Raw genomic sequence first — 18,392 nt, 5'->3', positions numbered from 1 at the left:
CAGGTTGCTGCCACTCAGGCTCTGCATCCAGCCCGGCTGCTGCGCGTGCCACGCCAGCGTGTGCCCGCGGACCTTCAAGCCACGCTGGGTCGCCCAGTTGTAGATCTGGTCACCGGAGGAGAAGTTGAACTGGCCCCGCTGGGGCTGTGTCGCGTCCGGCTTCATCTCGTTCTCGGCCGTGATCATGTTGAACTCGCGCCCGGCGATGGTGCTGTACGTCGAGTCGCCCAGCCGGCCCGCCGCGATCGCCGTGCCGAAGTACCGGCCCGACTGCGCGGCGGCCGCGCCCAGCGTGCTCGCGGCGGCGTTCGCCGACGGCATCATCACCGCGACGGCGGCCACCGTCACGGCGCTGACCGCGCCGGCGAGCAGCGCTCGGACGGCTGGCGATCGCCGTCGCCGGCTCCCGCCGCGATGAACGGATGGGCTCATGGCCATCTTGGCCTCCTTACTGGCCAACACCCAGGCCGCCGGGGCGAAGACGACTGGACGTCTCGGTTGGGTATCTAGCTCCGTCGATGCTTCCATCGCGCGTCGACGGGGACAATGGTGTTTCGGAAACGTTTCGGAACGGTTCTGGCCGCGCGTGGCGTGGCCGGTCACCCGGTTCGGCACCGGCCACGCCACGCCGCCCGACGGTCAGGAGACGGTGCAGGCGGAGCCGTTGAGCGTGAAGGCGGCGGGCCTCGGGTTGGCGCCGGTATGGGTGCCGTTGAAGCCGAAGCTCGTCGACGCCCCCGGCGCCAGCGTCCCGTTGTAGGACAGGTTCGACGCGGTAACCGCGGTGCCGGTCTGGGTCACGTTCGCCGACCAGGCCTGCCCGGCCTTCTGCCCGCTGTTGCCGAACGTGAACGCGAGCGTCCAGCCGTTGATCGCCGTGGTGCCGGTGTTGGCGACTGTGACGTTCGCGGTGAACCCGGTGTCCCAGGTGTTCGCCGTCCACGTCACCGCGCAGGCGCTGCCCGTGGGCGGGGCCGTGGTGGTCACGGTGACGCCGGGCGAGGCCGGCGAGACGTTGCCGGCCGCGTCCACCGCCACCACCGTGAAGGTGTACGTGGTGGAGGCGGTCAGCCCGGTCACCGCCAGCGTGGTGCCGGTGGCGGTGCCGACCAGCACGTTCCCGCCCCGGTAGACGCGATACCCGGTGACGCCCACCGCGTCGGTGGACGGGCCCCAGGTCAGCGTCAGGCCGGTCGGGCCGACCGCCGAGGCGGTGGGCGTACCGGGTGCGGTCGGCGGGGTGGTGTCCGGCGCCGGGCCGGCCGGCGTGGTGACGCTGACGGCCGCCGACGACGCGGACCGGTTGCCGGCGCCGTCGAGCGCCCGCACGGTGAACTGGTAAGTCCGCTCCGGCAGCAGCCCGGTCACCGCGAGCGTGTTGGTGGTGGCGGTCCGCAGCACCAGCGCGTCGCTGCCGGTCTGCGACTGGGTGATCTCGTATCCGGCCAGGCCGCTGCCGCCGGTGTCGGTGGACGCGGCCCAGGTCAGCGTGAGCCCGCTCGACGTGACGGCGGACGCGACGGGCGTGCCGGGCACCGTGGGCGCGGTGGTATCCGGGGTGGCCGGGCCGGGCTCCTCGCCCCAGACGCGTACGCCGCCGGAGTAGAGCGGCACCTTCCGGTTCGGCCCGGCGGTGGCCTGGTACGACGGGTCGTTCGTCGGATCCCAGGTGCCGCCCTCCGGCACCCCGATCTTGAACTGGACCTCCATCCGGTGCTGCGACTGACCGGCGGGCGCGATGGTGTAGCCGGTGCAGTCGACCTCGACGTACCAGATGTCGCCGGAGAACTGCTTCGCCGTCGACGGGGACGGGCAGCCCTGGGTGTAGCCGGGCGTGACTGTCACCGGGCCGGTGCCGTCGGGCCGGAAGAAGTACCGGAACTTACCGGTGGTCAGCGCCCGGGCCGGGAACGCCGACTTGTTGTAGACGATGGCCTTGAGCCCGGTGGCGCGCGGCTCGGCCTGCATCACTGTGGTCTCCACCGTCAGCTCGTCCAGGTCGGGCGTCTCGGCGACCGGGAAGCCGGCGAGCGGGCTGCCGCCGTACTCGTTCGTCAGCCGGGCCAGCGCGGAGGTGAAGCCGGCGTTGTAGTCGGTGGCCACCTCGTTCATCACGTAGTCCGACCGGCTGTCGGTGTACGCGTCGTTGGCCGAGGACGGGCCGCCGACCAGCGCGCCGTAGAGCACGTGCCGGGTCTCGGTGGGCACGGTCTGGCTGTCCCACCAGGAGCCGTGCGCGGTGCGGTGGTGCGGGTTGCGCGGCGAGTTGGCGCCGTAGCCGATCTGGTAGCTGGAGTTGCGCGGGTTGTCGCCGAGCGCGTAGTTGATCTGCCGGACGGCGAAGTCGTGGTAGCGCGCCTTGCGCGTGGTGTCGGTGGTCCTGTCGCTGTAGACCAGCGCGGCGAACGCGGTGTTGGAGGCGTACCGCAGCGCGCCCCACGAGTCGAGCACGGCCATCCCGCCGGGCGAGTACGGCACCCGCTGCCCGTTGACGCCCACCGTCCAGTAGTCCAGCCACCGGTTGGCGTCGTCGACGTACTTCTGCTTGCCGGTCAGGTTGGCCAGCAGCACGTACGCGCCGAACTGCTTGTTGTCCCAGGCGATGGTCCACTTGTAGGAGCGGGTGGTGGACTGCGGCTCGGTGCCGAGCTTGTCGTACTCGCTCTCGGCCTTGGCCAGGTAGGTGGCGTCGCCGGTGGCCCGGTACAGCCAGATCGCGCCCCAGACCAGTTCGTCCTGGTAGCCGCTCCACGACTTGTAGAAGCTCGTCGCGTCGGTGATGCACTCGTGGTAGCTCTTCCGCACGGTGTCGGCGAACGTGTAGAGCTGCTTGGCGTGGCCGAGCAGCTTGTCCGCGTAGGCCGCGTCGGTCGGCCGGAAGACCATCGACGAGGCGGCCATCGCGGCCGCCGTCTCCCCCGCCAGGTCCGCGCCGCCACAGCTCGCGTCGATCCTGTACGCGGGCCGCGCCATCGGCATCACCTCGGCCGGGCCCCACCACTTGTGGTCGTCGTCGCCCTTGCCGACCTGTCCGTAGAGGACGTTCGGGGCGGGGTGCGCCTTGACGAAGTAGTCGTTGACGAAGCGCAGATTGTTCAGCAGGTGGGTGAGCTGGCCGGAGGCGGCGTACCCGTCGCGGTACTCGACCGCGCCCCACGCCAGCATGGTGGCGCTGAACGCCATCGGGAAGCCGAACTTCACGTGGTCACCGGCGTCGTACCAGCCGCCGGTGAGGTCGACGCCGACGTCGGCGCCGTCGGTGAGCGCCGAGTCGCCGCGCCAGGAGACCCGGTTCCAGGAGGGCTTGCGGCCCGACTGCTGCGCCTCGTAGAAGAACAGCGACTTCTGCAACGCCTCGGCGTAGTTGAACGCGGGCGCTGCCTGCGCGGCGGAGGCCGACGCGGGTGGCGCGGCGGCGACGGCAGTGGCCAGGCCGACGGCCAGCGCGGCGCCGGCGGCGAACAGCCGGCGGAGCCGGGACCGGCCTCCCGGCGGCGGAATCGGACGGGGCATGGCGAGCTCCTGTGGCTGGCGCCGGGCGGCAGCCGGAGCGGGGACGGTCTCGCGGGGCTCCGGCTGCCGCGTGGCGGTGGTGGTGGGGTGTCCGCGAGAGGTTCGGGAGCGCTCCCATGGACAACCGACAATGTAATGCGCCGTTCACCACAGGGGAAGACCGCACTGATCCGGGACACCCGGGCGTACTCACGGGTAACCACCGGGAGCTGGATCACATCATCGATGCGGTTCGATATTTAGCGCGTTAAGTCCCAGCTCAGCGGCAATGCCACGGTGGTGGAGACACCCGCGAGGGCGCCGGCGACGGTCCGGCCGTCCTGGCATACGAACGTACGGTTGCCCGGCCGCTCCGGCCCGCGCGACAGTACGCCTCACCTGCGGTGCCATCGACGCCGCCGCTCCCCGGACGACACTGAGGAGATCGCGATGGCTCTACGACTCGCCGAGGGCACCTCCTGGTCCGACACGCTCACCCGGGCGGTGGCCGCCACGCCCGAGGCGTTCGGCACCGGCCCCGACGGCACCACCACCCTGCACAACCTCGTCCAGGGCGACTGGCGCGCGCTCGGCACGCCCACCGCCGTGCGTACCCCGGTGGACAACACCGTCCTCGTACACCTGGCCCGGCTCGACGCCGACACGGCCCGCGCCGCAGTCGCCCACGCCGCCACGGCGCACCGGGAGTGGGCACAGACCCCGCTGGCCGAACGCGTCGCCCGGGTCACCGACGCGCTGGACGCGCTCACCGCGCACCGCGACCTGCTCGCCCTGCTGCTGGTCTGGGAGATCGGCAAGCCGTGGCGGCTGGCCTGCGCCGACGTGGACCGCGCGCTGGACGGCGTGCGCTGGTACGTACGGGAGATCGAGCGGATGCTCGCCGACGGCCGGGAGCCGCTGCCCGGCCCGGTCAGCAACATCGCCTCCTGGAACTACCCGATGAGCGTGCTGGTGCACGCCGAGCTGGTGCAGTTGCTGGCCGGAAACGCGGTCATCGCCAAGACGCCGTCGCAGGGCGGCGCGGTCTGCCTCACCGTCGCGCACGCGCTGATGCGCCGCGCCGGACTGCCCGCCACGCTGCTGTCCGGCAGCGGCGAGGAACTGTCCGAGGTGCTCGTCCGCGCGCCGGAGATCGGCGCGGTGGCGTTCGTCGGCGGGCGCTCCAACGGCGGCAAGGTCGCCGCCGCGCTGCTCGACTGCGACAAGCGGCACTTCATCGAGCAGGAGGGCCTCAACGCCTGGGGCATCTGGAACTTCTCCCAGTGGGACTCGCTGGCCGCGCACCTGCGCAAGGGCTTCGAGTACGGCAAGCAGCGCTGCACCGCGTACCCCCGGTTCGTGGTCCAGCGCGACCTGGTCGACGACTTCCTCGACATGTACCTGCCGGTCGTCCGCTCGATCCGGTTCGGCCACCCGCTCGCCGTCGGTGACGACTGGTCGGCCGGTGACCCGCTGCCGGAGCTGGACTTCGGGCCGCTGATCAGCGCCGCCAAGGCCGACGAGCTGCGGCGCAAAGTCGACGAGGCGGTACGCGGCGGCGCCGTCCCCCTGCACCGCGGCAAGCTGGACGGCGCGCCGTTCCTGGACGGGCAGGACACGTCCGCGTACGTCGCCCCGGCCGTGCTGCTGGCCCCGCCCGGCCGGTCCCGCCTCATGCACGCCGAGCCGTTCGGCCCGGTGGACACGATCGTCGTGGTGGACACCACCGACGAGCTGCTGGCCCAGATGAACGCCTCCAACGGCGCGCTCGTCGCGTCGCTCGCCTGCGACGACGAGGAGCTGGCCGGCAAGCTGGCGGTGGACCTCCAGGCGTTCAAGGTGGGCATCAACAAGCCGCGGTCCCGGGGCGACCGGGACGAGCCGTTCGGCGGCCGGGGCGCGTCCTGGAAGGGCGCGTTCGTCGGCGGCGACCTGCTCGTCCAGGCGGTCACCGTGGGCGGCGACGGCCGGCTCTACGGCAACTTCCCCGACTACAGCAGCTACCCCGCCACCTGATCCGCACAGACCGGCGGGGCCCCCGCATCGGGAGCCCCGCCGTGTCACCGTCCTCCGTATCGGAGGTCGGCCCCTGTGGCGCGTGACCGCGCCGGTTCCGGCCGCCGGGCCGTACCCCTCGGGTGTGCCGCGCCGTTGCGGCGCACCTCCGGGGTCCGGCCGGTCGGCCGTCAGCTCAACTCGACCGCTGCGCGGGCACCGTCACCCCGGCCCGCGCGGCCGGCTCGACCACCGGCCGTGGGGCCAGCGGCAGCGTCGCGGTCAGCACGCCGCCGTCGCGCTCCATCGCCACCGGCCGGTCCAGCCGGCGCAGCGTGCGCAGCATCGGCGTGTTCTCGGACTGCACGTGCAGCAGCACGGCGGCGTACCCGGCCCGGTCGGCGTGCCCGACCAGGCGGCGCAGCAGCGCCGAACCGAGGCCGCGCCGCTGCCAGTCGTCGCGGACCAGCAGCGCCGCCTCGGCCTCGTCGCCCTCGCCGAGCAGGTTCGCCATCGCCACGACCGGCTCCGCCGCCCCGCCGGAGCCCGCCGTGGCGAGCAGTGTCACGCCCCGCGCCGGCTCCAGCAGCCGGCGCAGCCGGGCCGGCGACGGGTCCGCCGCCCCGCTCAGGTAGCGCCGCTGCCGGCTGCGCGCCGAGCAGGCGGCGTGCAGGTCGCGTACGCCGGGGACGTCCTCGGCGGTCGCGGCCCGCACCGACACCTCACCGCCGTCCGGCAGCACCAGCGTGATCCGGTCGGCGTCCCGCCGGGCCAGCGTCGCGGCCAGCTCGACCAGCGCCTGCGCGCGGGCGTACTCGGCCGGGGTGAAACTCGGCTCCCGGCGGCGCAGTTCGTGCGCGCCGCCGGCCGGATCGGCGAGCACCATCGTGGTGCCGCCCACCCCGCCCGGCGCGGTGGCGGACGTCGGACGCCAGGTCACCGTGTCGGCGCCGAGCAGCGTACGCAGCACCTCGCCGGTCGCCTCCGGGTCGCGGACCAGCCGCCCGGCGAGCCCGAGCAGCCGGGTCGGCTCGTCGGCCAGCCCACGAGCCCCGCTGCGCGCGACCCAGCAGTCCCGGCCCCGGCCCCGCTCCACGGCGGCCCGCAGCTCCGCCTCGGTCACCTGCTCCGGCGCGTCGACCAGGAAGTCGTCGACCGCGCCGGCCTCGGTGGTGTGCACCTGCACGCTGAGGATGTTGACCCCGCGCAACGCGAGGCTCGCCGTGAGCACCGACAGGTAGCCCGGCCGGTCGTCCACGGTGGCTCGGATCCGCCACAGCGCCATGGTTGTCTCCCTTCCTCGGCACCGACCATGCCGTCCGCCTGTTGCGGGCCCGTTGCCCCGGGGTGACGCGGGCCGTCCGGTCAGGTGACGGTGGTCACTGACGGCGCTCCGACCAGGTCCAGCCGGTCGCCGAGGATCACCGCGCTGGCGCGGACGAGCTGGGCGAGCCGGTCCACCTCGGTGGAGTGGAATCCGGCGGCGGCGAGCGGCTCGCTGTGGTCGCGGGCGACCACGAGCACCAGCCCGGCCCGGCCGAACGGCGCCACCGCGTAGTGGTGCCCGTCCGGGCTGGTCATCGAGCGCGCCCGCAGCGGGGTGACCTCCGGCAGGCGCGGCGGCGACGGCGCCCGCCAGCTCGCGTGCCCGATCGCGGCGACACCCGCCTCGCCGCTGCGCGAGGCCCAGTCCAGCGGTACGACGGCGGCCACCGCCCAGTCCGCGGCGAGCAGCCCGGGCACCGCGTCGACGAGCGTGGCCACCCCGTCGACCGGGTTCGCCGCCACCTGGGCGAGCAGTTCGGCGTCCTGGCCGGTGGTGGTGGGCGCGCCGATCGCCCGCCACACGCCGTCCACCCGGACGCCGGGGATCGCGGCGAGACCGGCGAGCATCCGCTCCACCCGCGCCGCACCCGGCCAGACCACGGTGAAGTCGTCCACCGCCCGGCCGCCGAGCCGTTCCAGCACCACCACCTGCACGATGTCCGCGCCGGAGACGCCGAGTGTCCGGGCCACCTGGCCGAGCGTGCCCGGACGGTCCGGCAGGGTCACCCGAACTCTCAGCAGCATGTCTGATCCCCTCCGCTCGGCGGGCCGGCCGAGCGGCCGGCAGGCTGGGGCCCAGCCTGCCGGTTGACCATTTCGCCCCTGTTGCAAGGGCATGTCCCGCCGGGAAAACCCGACCTTGACAACAAAGCTGAGCTGCCATCAACTAATCGGATGACCGATCCGGCCGCCGATGTCGCCGCGCCCTCGACCGGTCCGGCCCCGCGCGGGCTCGACCTCGACCGGCTCGCCGCCCACCTGGCCGTCCACCGGCCGGACCTGAGCGGGCCGCTGTCGGCGCGGCTGATCGCCGGCGGCAAGTCCAACCTCACCTACCTGCTGCGCGCCGGTGACCGCGAGGTGGTGCTGCGCCGGCCACCGCTCGGGCACGTGCTGGCCACCGCGCACGACATGGCCCGCGAGCACCGGGTGATCTCGGCGCTCGCGCCGACCGGCGTACCGGTGCCGGAGGCGCTGCTGCTCTGCGCCGACGAGAGCGTCATCGGCGCGCCGTTCTACCTGATGGCGAAGGTCGACGGCGAGGTCTACCGGCGGCGTGAGCAGACCGACGTGCTCACCGCCACGCAACGGCGCGACCTCGCCATGGCGATGATGGACACGCTCGCCACGCTGCACCGGGTCGAGCCGGCCGAGGTGGGGCTGGCCGACTTCGGCCGCCCGGAGGGCTACCTGGCCCGGCAGGTACGCCGCTGGGGCGGCCAGCTCGACCGGTCCCGCAGCCGTCCGCTGCCCGGCATCGACGAGCTGCGCGACGCGCTGGCCGCCAGCGTGCCCGAGGGTGCGAACGCGGGCCGGATCGTGCACGGCGACTACCGGCTGGACAACCTGCTCGCCACCGTCGACCCGGTGGCGGTGCGGGCCGTGCTCGACTGGGAGATGGCCACGCTCGGTGACCCGCTGGCCGACCTCGGGCTGCTGCTGACGTACTGGGACGTGCTCGGTGGCAGCGACCACGGCGAGGGCAACCCGGTGGCCGACGGCATCGGCCCGCGCGCCGGTTTCCCCGCCGGCGCCGAGCTGATCGAGCGGTACGCCGGGCGCAGCGACGTCGACGTCGGCCCGCTGCACTGGCACGTGGCGCTCGGCTGTTTCAAGCTCGCGGTGATCTGCGAGGGCATCCACTACCGGCACACGCTCGGGCAGACGCTGGGCGAGGGTTTCGACCGGATCGGCGACATGGTGGCGCCGCTCGTGGCACACGGGCTGCGCGCGGTGAGGGAGAGCTAGATGGAGTTCGCGTACGACGACCGGACGGTCGAGCTGCGGCAGCGGCTGGAGGCGTTCCTCACCGAGTGCGTGTACCCGGCCGAGCCGGTGCACCACGAGCAGGTGCTCGCCGCGGGCGACCCGTGGGCCCGCCCGCCGGTGATGGAGGAGCTGAAGGCGCAGGCGCGGGAGCGCGGGCTGTGGAACCTGTTCCTGCCCGACGACCGCTACGGCGCCGGGCTGACCAACCTCCAGTACGCGCCGCTGGCCGAGCTGACCGGCCGCAGCCCGCACCTGGCGCCGGAGGCGCTCAACTGCGCCGCGCCGGACACCGGCAACATGGAGCTGCTGGCCGAGTTCGGCTCGGAGGAGCAGCGGAAGCAGTGGCTCATGCCGCTGCTCGCCGGTGAGATCCGCTCCGCGTTCTGCATGACCGAGCCGGAGGTGGCGTCCTCCGACGCGACGAACATCGCCACCCGGATCGTCCGCGACGGCGACCACTACGTGATCAACGGCCGCAAGTGGTGGTCGTCCGGGGCGATGGACCCGCGCTGCGAGATCTTCATCATGATGGGCAAGACCGACCCGGACGCCGACCGGCACCGCCAGCAGAGCATGATCCTGGTCCCGCGGGACACCCCCGGCGTGACGGTACGCCGCGGGATGCGGGTCTTCGGCTACAGCGACGCCCCGCACGGCGGGCACGCCGAGATCGACTTCACCGACGTCCGGGTGCCGGTGGACAACCTCGTCGGCGAGGAGGGCAGCGGGTTCGCCATCGCCCAGGCCCGGCTCGGCCCCGGCCGGATCCACCACTGCATGCGCCTGGTCGGCATGGCCGAGCGGGCCCTGGAGCTGCTCTGCCGGCGCGTGCTCGACCGGGTCGCGTTCGGCCGCCCGCTCGCCGAGCAGGGCGTGGTACGCGAGTGGATCGCCGAGTCGCGGGTCCGGATCGAGCAGGCCCGCCTGCTCGTGCTCAAGACCGCGTGGCTGATGGACACCGTCGGCAACAAGGGCGCGCACACCGAGATCCAGGCCATCAAGATCGCAACGCCGCTGATGGCCGAGTGGGTGATCGACAAGGCCATCCAGGCGTACGGCGGGGCCGGGGTCAGCCAGGACACCCCGCTGGCCGAGCTGTGGGCGGCGGCCCGCACGCTGCGCCTGGCCGACGGCCCGGACGAGGTCCACCGCGCCTCGCTGGCCCGCCGGGAGCTGCGCCGCCACTCCTGACCGGCTCCCCGCCGGGGGTTGGTCAGGCGGAAGCCCGGTGGATCAGCTCGGTGTCCAGCAGCACGTGCGGGGAGGGGACCTCCTCGCCCCGGATGCGGGACACCAGCAGCCGGGCCATCTGCCGGCCCATCTCCTCCACCGGCTGGAACACCGTGGTCAGCGGCGGCTCGGCCTGACGCGCGATCGGGGCGTCGTCGAAGCCGATCACCGCCACGTCCTCGGGCACCCGGCGGCCGGCCTCGCGCAACGCGCGCAGCGCGCCGAAGGCCATCAGGTCGGAGGCCACGAACACGGCGTCCAGTTCCGGGCACACGTCGAGCAGCCGGCGCATGGCGGCGGTGCCGCTGCCCTCGCTGAAGTCCCCGTACGCGATCAGGCCCGGATCGACCCGGCCGCCGGACGCGCGCACGGCCTCCTGGTAGCCGGAGAGCCGGGCCAGGCCGGCACCCATGTCCTGCGGGCCGGCGATGGTCGCTACCCGCCGTCGGCCCTGGCGGAACAGGTGCTCCACCGCCTGCCGCGCGCCGCCGACGTTGTCCATGTCGACGAACCACGCCGGCTGCGCGTTCGGGTGCAGCATCCGCGCCGGACGGCCGCCGAGCACGGTCGGCAGGCCGCGCTCCTCCAGCAGCGTGGGCAACGGGTCGGCGTCGTGCAGCGACAGCAGGAGTACGCCGTCCACGTGCTGGTTGGTGAGGTGGTGCTCGACCCGTTCCCGCTCGATCGGCGACTGCACCATGGCCAGCCAGAGCTGCATGGGCGTCTCCACCAGCCCGGAGCTGACGCCCCGGACGATGGCCGCGAAGAACGGCTCGGTGAAGACCCGCTCCCCCGACTCGGAGACGACCAGTGCCACCGAGTCGGTCCGCTGGGTGACCAGCGCACGGGCGGCGCGGTTCGGCACGTACCCCAGTTCGGCGATGGCCTGCTGGACGGCGGCCCGGGCCTCCGGGCTGACCTGCGGCGAGCCGTTGACCACGCGGGAGACCGTGCCGCGCCCGACGCCGGCGCGGGCCGCGACCGCGTCGAGGGTCGGACGCCCGAGCGAGCGGGTGCGCTGGGTTGTCATCGTCTGTTGCTCCTCCGACGGTCGGGCGGACCCGGCACCGATTGAGGCGTCGGCGCCGGGCCGCCCGTTACTGGCTGGCCCAGCTTATTGTGCGGGCAGTCCGTTGCGTCGGATCACGTCGGCGTACCACCTGGCGCTGGACTTCGCGATCCGGGCCTGGCTGTCGTAGTCGACATAGACCATGCCGAACCGCTTCGTGTAGCCCCAGGCCCACTCGAAGTTGTCCATCAGCGACCAGGCGAAGTAGCCCTTCAGCGGCACACCGGCCTCGATCGCCGCGTGCGCCGCGCGCAGGTGCGCGGCGAAGTAGGCCAGCCGGTCCGGGTCGTCCACCCGGCCGTCGACGAGTTCGTCGACGAACGCCGAGCCGTTCTCGGTGACGTAGAGCGGCAGGTCGGTGTACTCCCGGTGGACCCGCTCCAGCGTCTCCACCAGGCCCGGGGCGTCGATCTCCCAGTCCATGTCCGTCACCGGGACACCCCGGGTGACGAACCGGACGTCCTCGCTGCCCGGCCAGCAGGACGGCGCCCGCCAGTAGGGCTCCGGCTCCGCGCCCTCGACCGGCGCGGCCACCACGTGCCGGCTGTAGTAGTTGACCCCGACCATGTCCAGCGGCGTGGAGATGGTCGCCAGGTCACCGTCGCGCACGTGCCCCATGTCGGTGACCTGACGCAGGTCCGCGACGAGATCCGCCGGGTATGCGCCGCGCAGCACCGGGTCGAGGAAGAACCGGTTCGCCAGCGCGTCGATCCGGCGGGCCGCGTCGGCGTCCGCCGCCGACCCGGTGGCCGGGGTCACCGGGTACAGGTTGACGGTGATGCCGAGCTGCGCCTCCGGGCGGGCCGCCCGGACCGCCTGCACGGCCAGGCCGTGACCGAGCATCAGGTGGTGCCCGGCCCGGACCGCGTCCGCGCCGTCGGAGCGGCCCGGCGCGTGCACGCCGGAGCCGTAGCCGAGGAACGCCGAGCACCACGGCTCGTTCAGCGTGGTGAAGTACTTCACCCGGTCACCGAGCGCCTCGGCGACCAGGTGGGCGTACTCGGCGAAGCGGCCGGCGGTGTCGCGGGCAGGCCAGCCGCCCGCGTCCTCCAGCGGCTGCGGCAGGTCCCAGTGGTAGAGCGTCAGCCAGGGCTCGATGCCGTGGCCGAGCAGCTCGTCGATCAGCCGGCGGTAGAAGTCCATGCCCTCCTGGTTGATCCCGCCGCTGCCGCCCGGCTGCACCCGCGGCCAGCTCACCGAGAAGCGGTACGACCGCAGGCCCAGGTCGGCCATCAGCCGCACGTCGTCCGGCATCCGGTGGTAGTGGTCGCACGCCACGTCGCCGGTGTGCCCGGCCACCGTCCGGCCCTCGGTGTGGCTGAAGGTGTCCCAGATCGACGGGGCACGGCCGCCCTCCGTCGCCGCGCCCTCGATCTGGTACGCGGCGGTGGCCGCGCCCCAGAGGAAGTCGGGCGGGAAGGTGAGGGCCGGACCGGCGTCGAGGACGCCGACGGCGGGCGGGCTTGCTGGGTTGCTCACGACTTGACGGCGCCTTCCATGATGCCGCCGATGATCTGGCGGCCGAACAGAACGAACACGACGAACAGGGGCAGGGTCGCGATCAACGTACCGGCGAAGATCTGCGAGTTGTCGGCGAAGTAGGCGGTGTTGAGGCTGCGCAGCGAGATCTGGACGGTCGGGTTGGACGGGTCCGCCAGCACCACGAACGGCCAGAAGAACTGGTTCCACTGCTCCATGAAGGTCAGCAGGCCCAGCACCGCGGCGGCCGGACGCAGCGCGGGCGCCACCACGTGCCAGTACACCCGCCAGGTGGAGCAGCCGTCCACCCGGGCGGCCTCGATCAACTCGTTCGGTACCGCCTGCTCGGCGTACTGGCGCATCATGAAGATGCCGAAGCCGCCGATCAGGAACGGAACGGTCACCGACGGCATGGTGTTCAGCCAGTCGAGCTTGGCCATCAGGATGTACAGCGGCAGCACGCCGAGCTGGATCGGCACCATCATCGAGGTGAGGATGATCAGCAGCAGCGCGTTCTTGCCCCGGAAGCGGAGCTTGGCGAACGCGAAGCCGGCCAGCGAGCCGAAGAACACCGTCGCGACGGTGATCGTCCCGGAGACCAGGAACGAGTTCATCAGGCCCTTGACGATGTTGGCGTCGCTGTTGGCGAGCACCCGCTCGATGTTCTCGCCGAGCTTGCCGCCGGGCAGGAACGGCGGCGGCCAGGAGTTGGCCGCGTCGTTCGTCCGGCTGGCGATCACGATCATCCAGTAGAACGGGAACAGGGACAGCAGCACGCCGAAGATCAGACCGATCATGGTGAGCGGGCTGGCCTTCCAGAGCCGCTCGGCCCGGTGGGCGGTCTTCACCGGCGGGCTCTGCCGGGTGGGCGGGCGGACGGCGGTGGTCGTCATCTCGTCACCTCACTTGTCGGAGCTGATGCGGCGGGCGAGCAGGTAGTTGATCGCCGACATCAACGCGATGAGCACGAAGAGCACGAGCGCGACCGCTCCGGCGTAGCCCCACCGGAAGCGCTGGTTCATCACGTCGAGCAGGTACATCGTGATGGTCTGGAACTGACCCTCCGAACCACCGGAGAGGCCGCCCGAGCCGCTGGTGAACAGCAGGGGCTCGGTGAACAGCTGGAGGCCGCCGATGGTGGAGATGATCAGCGTGAAGATGATCGTGGGGCGCAGCTGCGGGACCGTGATGGACCAGAACTGGCGCCGCCGGGAGGCGCCGTCCAGCGCCGCGGCCTCGTACATGTCCTTGCTGATCGACTGCATGGCGGCCAGGTAGATAAGCGCGTTGTAGCCGACCCAGCGCCAGTCGACCATGGTGGAGATGGCGAACCAGGACGCGAAGCGGTTCGCCCGCCAGTCGATCGGGTCCAGGCCGACGCTGTCGAGCAGCCAGTTGACCAGTCCGAAGTCCTTGGCGTAGATCATCGAGAAGATCAGCGCGACCACTGCGGTCGAGGTGATGATCGGCATCGCGATGGCCATCCGGAAGAACGTCTGCGCGCGCAGCTTCCGGTTCAGCGCGTTGGCGAGCATCAGCGCCAGCAGCAACTGGGGCACTGTGGAGAGCAGGAACATGCCGAACGTGTTGACCACCGCGTTCCAGAACTGCGGGTCCTCGGTGATCAGTTCGACGAAGTTGTCCATCCCGACGAAGGAGATCGTCGAGTTCAGCGGCGACCGGTCGGTCAGCGCGATCCAGACCGTGTACGCGATCGGGTACACGCCGAACACGGCGAAGATCACGAAGAACGGCAGGACGTACAGGTACGGCGAGTACTTCAGGTCCAGGCGCGTCAGCGAGGCGGCACGGCGGCGCGAGTGACGGGCGGCGCGCGGCGGGCCGGGATCGGGCGGCGCCGCGGCGTGCAGGTCGAGGCTCATGGGGAGTCCTTCTCCTCAGCCGGCGTCACCCGCCACACGGGCGACGCCGGACTCTGCGGGCACCGCGGGTGGCGCCGGCAGCCGGGCTGCCGACGCCACCCGCGGGCGGCTCAACCGGTCACTTACCGGCGGCCGCACCGTTCTTGAGGGCCGTCTGCCACTGCTCGCCGGCCGACTTGCCCTGCTCCACGGCGCGCAGGCTGTTCTCCACCGCGGTGCGGACCGCGTTGTTCTTCGGGCCGAGGTAGACCGGCTTCAGCTCGGTGGCGCCGGCGGCGAAGATCTTGCCGACCGGGGCCTTGCTGAAGTAGTCGTTGGTCGAGTCGGCCACGGCCGGGTCGGTGAGCGCCTGCGGGTTCGAGGGCAGGTTGCCGACCGCCTTGTACGCGCCGATCTGGCCCTTGGCGCTGGTCAGGAACTTGGCCAGCTCCGCGGCCTCCTTCTGGTGCTTGCTCGACTTCGGCACGCCGAGGAAGGAGCCGCCCCAGTTGCCACCGGCGCCCGGCGCCTTGGCGATGTCCCACTTGCCGGCCGCCGCGTCACCGGCCTGGCCCTTGATGACACCGGTCATCCAGGCAGGGCAGGCGATGGTGGCGAAGGTGCCGTTCTTGAAGCCGGCGTTCCACTCGTTGGAGAACGACTGGAGGTTGTTGGACAGCCCGGCAGCGATCATCTTGGTGGTGAGGTCGTACGCCGTCTTCACGTCCGGGTTCTGGTCGATGACCATCTTGTTGCTCTTGTCGTAGTACGTGTAGCCCGTGCCCTGGCCCGCGACCTGCATCAGCACCACGTTGTAGAAGTTGGTCGCCGAGTCGACGAACTTGTGCTTCTTGTCGGCGGCGGCGAACTTCTGGCCGGTGGCGATGAACTCGTCCCAGGTCGGCCAGAGCGCGCCGACCTGCTCGCGGTCGGTGGGCAGCCCGGCGGCCTTGAACAGGTCACTGCGGTAGCACAGCGCCATCGAGCCGACGTCGGTGCCGAGGCCCAGCACCTTGCCGTCGGGGGTGGTGCCCTGCTCCCACTTCCACGGCAGGAAGTTGCCCTTGAGGTCGTTCGCGCCGTGATCGGCGAGGTTCACGAACTTGTCGGCCTGGGCGTAGAACTGGACGATCGTGCCCTCTTCCAGGGCCACCACGTCGCCGGCGCCCGAGCCCGCGGTGATCTGCTGGGTCAGACGGGTGTTGTAGTCACCGAGGCCGAGGCCCTTGCCCCGCTCCTGGATCTTGACGTTCGGGTGCTCCGCTTCGTACTGCTTGTACAGCTCTTCGTAGCCGAAGCCCTGGTCGCCGAAGACGTCGACGACCAGGGTGACCGGGCCGCCGCCGCTGCCGCTGTCGCCGCTGTCCGAGTCGTCGCCGCAGGCGGCGGTGGTGCCGAGCACGACGACGGACGCGAGCGCGATGGCCGCGAAGCGCCGACGACGGATTGGGACGCTCATCCGAGACCCCTCTTTCGGTGGTGAGGCGATATCTGCTGTGTGGTGGGGGGTGCGTTTCGCGCGGGCCGGAGCGGGCAGGAGGGAGATCCGCACCACTCTCGGGAGCGCTCCCATGAGGTTGCCGGGAGGTGACAGGGGTGTCAATAGACCGTTGGGAGCGTTCCCATTTCGTTACCGCACCTCGTGGGCGGGCCCTGTTCGAGGGCCGCCGGCTCAGCGGCGCGGGCGTCGCACAAAGGCGTCGCACAAGGGCGTCGCACATCGGCGGTGCCGAGGTGCGCGGCGGTCGCTTTCAGCGGCGCAGTGGCCGGTTGGTCAGCGCGCGGTGGTCGCTTTCGGCGGCGCGGTGGTTGCTCTCGACAGCGCGGCGGCCGGTTGGTCAGCGGCGCGGTGGTTGCTCCCGGCGGCGCGGTGGCCGGTTGGTCAGCGGCGCGGTGGTTGCCCCCGGCGGCGCGGTGGCCGGTTGGTCAGCGGCGCGGTGGTTGCCCCCGGCGGCGCGGTGGCCGGTTGGTCAGCGGCGCGGTGGTTGCCCCCGGCGGCGCGGTGGCCGGTTGGTCAGCGGCGCGGTGGTTGCCCCCGGCGGCGCGGTGGCCGGTTGGTCAGCGGCGCGGTGGTTGCCCCCGGCGGCGCGGTGGCCGGTTGGTCAGCAGCAGCGGCGCAGCAGGACGGTGGCGCGGTCCGGGTCGAACACGGCCGGATCGAACGCCGGCCCGGCCCACTCCCGCATGGTCGGGTGCTCCGGATGCTCGGGGTCGGCGAGCGCGGCCAGCAGGACCGCGTACCCGGCCGGACCGCCCACGTCCTCCGGCGGACAGGCCCGTTCCCCGTCCAGGCAGAGCGGGTAGCGCTCGTCCGGGTCGGCGGCGCAGCAGTCCTCCACCACCAGGTCGTGCTCCCACCAGTCGCCGAAGTCGTAGGTGTAGCGGAACCGGTCGCCCTTGCCGACGAGCGCGTCCAGCCGGACGTCCAGCTCGTCGCGCAGCGCCAGCTCGCCGTCCGGGTCGGGCTCGCCGTACTGCCGGCCGTCGACGTCGAACGAGTGCAGGTGGCAGTCGCGCCAGCCCATCGCGTGCTGGATCACCCGGTGCAGCCGGTCCAGCGTGTAGCCGCCGGGCACCAGCACGCGCCGCCACACCGGCGGCCGGACGCCGGCCAGCGACACCATGAGCTGGAAGATCTGACGCGACACGACGTCCCATCCTTCCTGGGCATAGGCTGCCTGCATGATCTGCCGAGCCTGCCGGGAACGGCGGCACGACGACTGTCCTGGCCGGAAGTGGTGCGACTGCCAGCACCGTACCCCCGAACCCACCCCACCGGTCACCGGTCCGGCCGGCGAATGACCGTCGGAACCCCGATCGAACGGATCTGGCCCGCACCCGTCACCGGCGCGCTAACCGATGCGCAGCTCACCGCGCTCTACGGCCGGACGGACCGCCCGCACCTGCGGGTCAACTTCGTCGCCAGCGCCGACGGCGCGGTCACCCTGGACGGCTACTCCGCCGGGCTGTCCGGCGAGCCGGACAAGCGGGTCTTCGGGCTGCTGCGGATGCTCTGCGACGGTCTCGTGGTGGCCGCCGGCACGCTGCGTCACGAGGGCTACCGGGCGGTGCGGCTGAGCCCGGACCGCCGGGCCTGGCGCCGCGAGCAGGGGCTGGCCGAGTTCCCGACGCTGGTGGTCGTCTCCGGTTCACTCGACCTCGACCCGGCGCAAGCCGCGTTCGCCGACGCCCCCGTCCGGCCGATCGTGCTCACCCACGCCGACGCCGTACCGCCGCCCGGGCTGACCGACGTCGCCGACGTGGTCCGCTGCGGCCCCGGCCGGGTCGACGGCAGCGGGCCGGTCGACGGCACCGGGCGGGTCGACGGCAGTGGGCCGGTCGACAGCACCGACCGGGCCCACGGCGGCCAGCGGGTCGACGGTGGCCAGCGGGTCCACGGCGGCCAGCGGGTCCACGGCGGCCAGCGGGTCGACGGCACCGACCGGACCGACGGCACCGGGCCGGTCGACGGCACCGACGGTGCGGACCCGGGCGACGGCACCGGGCCGGTCGACAGGGCTGGCCGGGTCGACGGGGCTGGCCGGGTCGACGGCAGCGGACGGGTCGACCTCGTCTCCGGCCTGGCCGAGCTGCGCCGGCGCGGACTGGGCCAGTTGCTCTGCGAGGGCGGCCCGCACCTGTTCGGCGCACTCACCGCCGCCGACCTGGTCGACGAGCTGTGCCTGACCGTGGCGCCGCTGCTCGCCGGCGCCGGTCCCGGCCGGATCACCGCCGGGGACACCAGCGCCCCGCGCCACCTGCCGCTGCGTCACGTGCTGGCCGCCGCCGACGGGGTGCTGATGCTGCGCTACGCCCGCGCCGCCGCCGAGGCACCGCCCGCCGGCGCCGCCCCCGCCGCCTGACCCGCTCGCGGCCCACGGCTCGCGGCTCACGGCCCGCGGCTCGCGGCTCGCGGCCCACGGCTCGCGGCTCGCGGAAGTCGGATCGTA

The 18,392-nt window shown here is 72.7% G+C and carries 14 protein-coding genes; 4 read left to right on the top strand and 10 right to left on the bottom strand.

The annotated features are described in order from the left end of the window. Together V6U82_RS31110 and V6U82_RS31105 are read right to left on the bottom strand one after the other, a co-directional pair. Positions 1-438, bottom strand: a 438-nt coding sequence (locus V6U82_RS31110; protein ID WP_334467549.1) for an endo-1,4-beta-xylanase, incomplete at its 3' end; no start/stop codon positions are given. A 201-nt stretch (positions 439-639) separates the two neighbouring features. Then, a complete protein-coding gene (locus tag V6U82_RS31105; protein WP_334467547.1) occupies positions 640-3,513 on the bottom strand; it encodes a glycoside hydrolase family 9 protein in 2,874 nt (957 codons plus the stop codon). A gap of 429 nt (positions 3,514-3,942) precedes the next feature. On the opposite strand from V6U82_RS31105, the gene V6U82_RS31100 reads away from it, so the two are divergent. Then, positions 3,943-5,508, top strand: coding sequence for an aldehyde dehydrogenase family protein (locus V6U82_RS31100; RefSeq protein WP_334467545.1), 1,566 nt, complete (start codon positions 3,943-3,945; stop codon positions 5,506-5,508). 175 nt (positions 5,509-5,683) lie between these two features. Here V6U82_RS31100 and V6U82_RS31095 read toward each other — a convergent pair whose 3' ends face one another. Together V6U82_RS31095 and V6U82_RS31090 are read right to left on the bottom strand one after the other, a co-directional pair. Then, positions 5,684-6,772: a GNAT family N-acetyltransferase gene (locus V6U82_RS31095; RefSeq protein ID WP_334467543.1), complete on the bottom strand. Its 1,089-nt coding sequence runs from the start codon at positions 6,770-6,772 to the stop codon at positions 5,684-5,686. An 80-nt stretch (positions 6,773-6,852) separates the two neighbouring features. Beyond that, positions 6,853-7,557 carry an amino acid-binding protein gene (locus V6U82_RS31090; RefSeq protein ID WP_120570959.1) on the bottom strand — a complete coding sequence of 235 codons (705 nt, stop codon included), beginning with the start codon at positions 7,555-7,557 and terminating at the stop codon, positions 6,853-6,855. Positions 7,558-7,707: 150 nt separating this feature from the next. Between V6U82_RS31090 and V6U82_RS31085 the strand changes: the two genes are divergently transcribed. Together V6U82_RS31085 and V6U82_RS31080 are read left to right on the top strand one after the other, a co-directional pair. Then, positions 7,708-8,781, top strand: coding sequence for a phosphotransferase family protein (locus tag V6U82_RS31085; protein WP_334467541.1), 1,074 nt, complete (start codon positions 7,708-7,710; stop codon positions 8,779-8,781). Continuing rightward, positions 8,782-9,993 carry an acyl-CoA dehydrogenase family protein gene (locus V6U82_RS31080; RefSeq protein ID WP_334467539.1) on the top strand — a complete coding sequence of 404 codons (1,212 nt, stop codon included), beginning with the start codon at positions 8,782-8,784 and terminating at the stop codon, positions 9,991-9,993. Between the two features lie 22 nt (positions 9,994-10,015). Here the strand turns inward: V6U82_RS31080 and V6U82_RS31075 are convergent, their stop codons facing one another. The 6 genes from V6U82_RS31075 to V6U82_RS31050 form a co-directional block, all read right to left on the bottom strand. Next, complete coding sequence (locus V6U82_RS31075) at positions 10,016-11,062, bottom strand: LacI family DNA-binding transcriptional regulator (RefSeq protein WP_128137542.1); 1,047 nt, start codon at positions 11,060-11,062, stop codon at positions 10,016-10,018. A gap of 84 nt (positions 11,063-11,146) precedes the next feature. Beyond that, positions 11,147-12,580, bottom strand: coding sequence for a GH1 family beta-glucosidase (locus V6U82_RS31070; protein WP_128137543.1), 1,434 nt, complete (start codon positions 12,578-12,580; stop codon positions 11,147-11,149). Then, positions 12,577-13,377, bottom strand: a complete 801-nt coding sequence (locus V6U82_RS31065; protein WP_030274682.1) for a carbohydrate ABC transporter permease — start codon at positions 13,375-13,377, stop codon at positions 12,577-12,579. The genes V6U82_RS31070 and V6U82_RS31065 overlap by 4 nt, the downstream gene beginning before the upstream one ends. Positions 13,378-13,482: 105 nt before the next feature. Next, complete coding sequence (locus V6U82_RS31060; protein ID WP_334467536.1) at positions 13,483-14,463, bottom strand: carbohydrate ABC transporter permease; 981 nt, start codon at positions 14,461-14,463, stop codon at positions 13,483-13,485. Between the two features lie 118 nt (positions 14,464-14,581). Further along, a complete protein-coding gene (locus tag V6U82_RS31055) occupies positions 14,582-15,901 on the bottom strand; it encodes an ABC transporter substrate-binding protein (protein WP_334467534.1) in 1,320 nt (439 codons plus the stop codon). A gap of 643 nt (positions 15,902-16,544) precedes the next feature. Further along, positions 16,545-17,090 (bottom strand): plasmid pRiA4b ORF-3 family protein, encoded by a 546-nt coding sequence (locus V6U82_RS31050; protein ID WP_181726610.1) that lies wholly within the window; start codon positions 17,088-17,090, stop codon positions 16,545-16,547. 150 nt (positions 17,091-17,240) lie between these two features. Here V6U82_RS31050 and V6U82_RS31045 point away from each other — a divergent pair, with 150 nt between their 5' ends. After that, the gene (locus V6U82_RS31045) at positions 17,241-18,305 is read left to right on the top strand and encodes a pyrimidine reductase family protein (protein ID WP_334467533.1); all 1,065 of its coding nucleotides are present in this window, start codon (positions 17,241-17,243) and stop codon (positions 18,303-18,305) included. Positions 18,306-18,392 lie beyond the last annotated feature (87 nt).

It is taken from the genome of Micromonospora sp. CPCC 205554 (assembly GCF_036902745.1).
In the GTDB taxonomy this organism is placed as follows: domain Bacteria; phylum Actinomycetota; class Actinomycetes; order Mycobacteriales; family Micromonosporaceae; genus Micromonospora; species Micromonospora tulbaghiae.
Note: the sequence above shows the minus strand (reverse complement) of the source record. Positions and strands in the feature narration are given on the sequence as shown.

Coding starts and splice junctions, on each gene's coding strand:
- V6U82_RS31075 (WP_128137542.1), bottom strand. CDS start 11,062: ATGACAACCCAGCGCACCCGCTCGCTCGGGCGTCCGACCCTCGACGCG.
- V6U82_RS31080 (WP_334467539.1), top strand. CDS start 8,782: ATGGAGTTCGCGTACGACGACCGGACGGTCGAGCTGCGGCAGCGGCTG.
- V6U82_RS31100 (WP_334467545.1), top strand. CDS start 3,943: ATGGCTCTACGACTCGCCGAGGGCACCTCCTGGTCCGACACGCTCACC.
- V6U82_RS31060 (WP_334467536.1), bottom strand. CDS start 14,463: ATGAGCCTCGACCTGCACGCCGCGGCGCCGCCCGATCCCGGCCCGCCG.
- V6U82_RS31045 (WP_334467533.1), top strand. CDS start 17,241: ATGACCGTCGGAACCCCGATCGAACGGATCTGGCCCGCACCCGTCACC.
- V6U82_RS31090 (WP_120570959.1), bottom strand. CDS start 7,557: ATGCTGCTGAGAGTTCGGGTGACCCTGCCGGACCGTCCGGGCACGCTC.
- V6U82_RS31085 (WP_334467541.1), top strand. CDS start 7,708: ATGACCGATCCGGCCGCCGATGTCGCCGCGCCCTCGACCGGTCCGGCC.
- V6U82_RS31055 (WP_334467534.1), bottom strand. CDS start 15,901: ATGAGCGTCCCAATCCGTCGTCGGCGCTTCGCGGCCATCGCGCTCGCG.
- V6U82_RS31095 (WP_334467543.1), bottom strand. CDS start 6,772: ATGGCGCTGTGGCGGATCCGAGCCACCGTGGACGACCGGCCGGGCTAC.
- V6U82_RS31065 (WP_030274682.1), bottom strand. CDS start 13,377: ATGATCGGTCTGATCTTCGGCGTGCTGCTGTCCCTGTTCCCGTTCTAC.
- V6U82_RS31105 (WP_334467547.1), bottom strand. CDS start 3,513: ATGCCCCGTCCGATTCCGCCGCCGGGAGGCCGGTCCCGGCTCCGCCGG.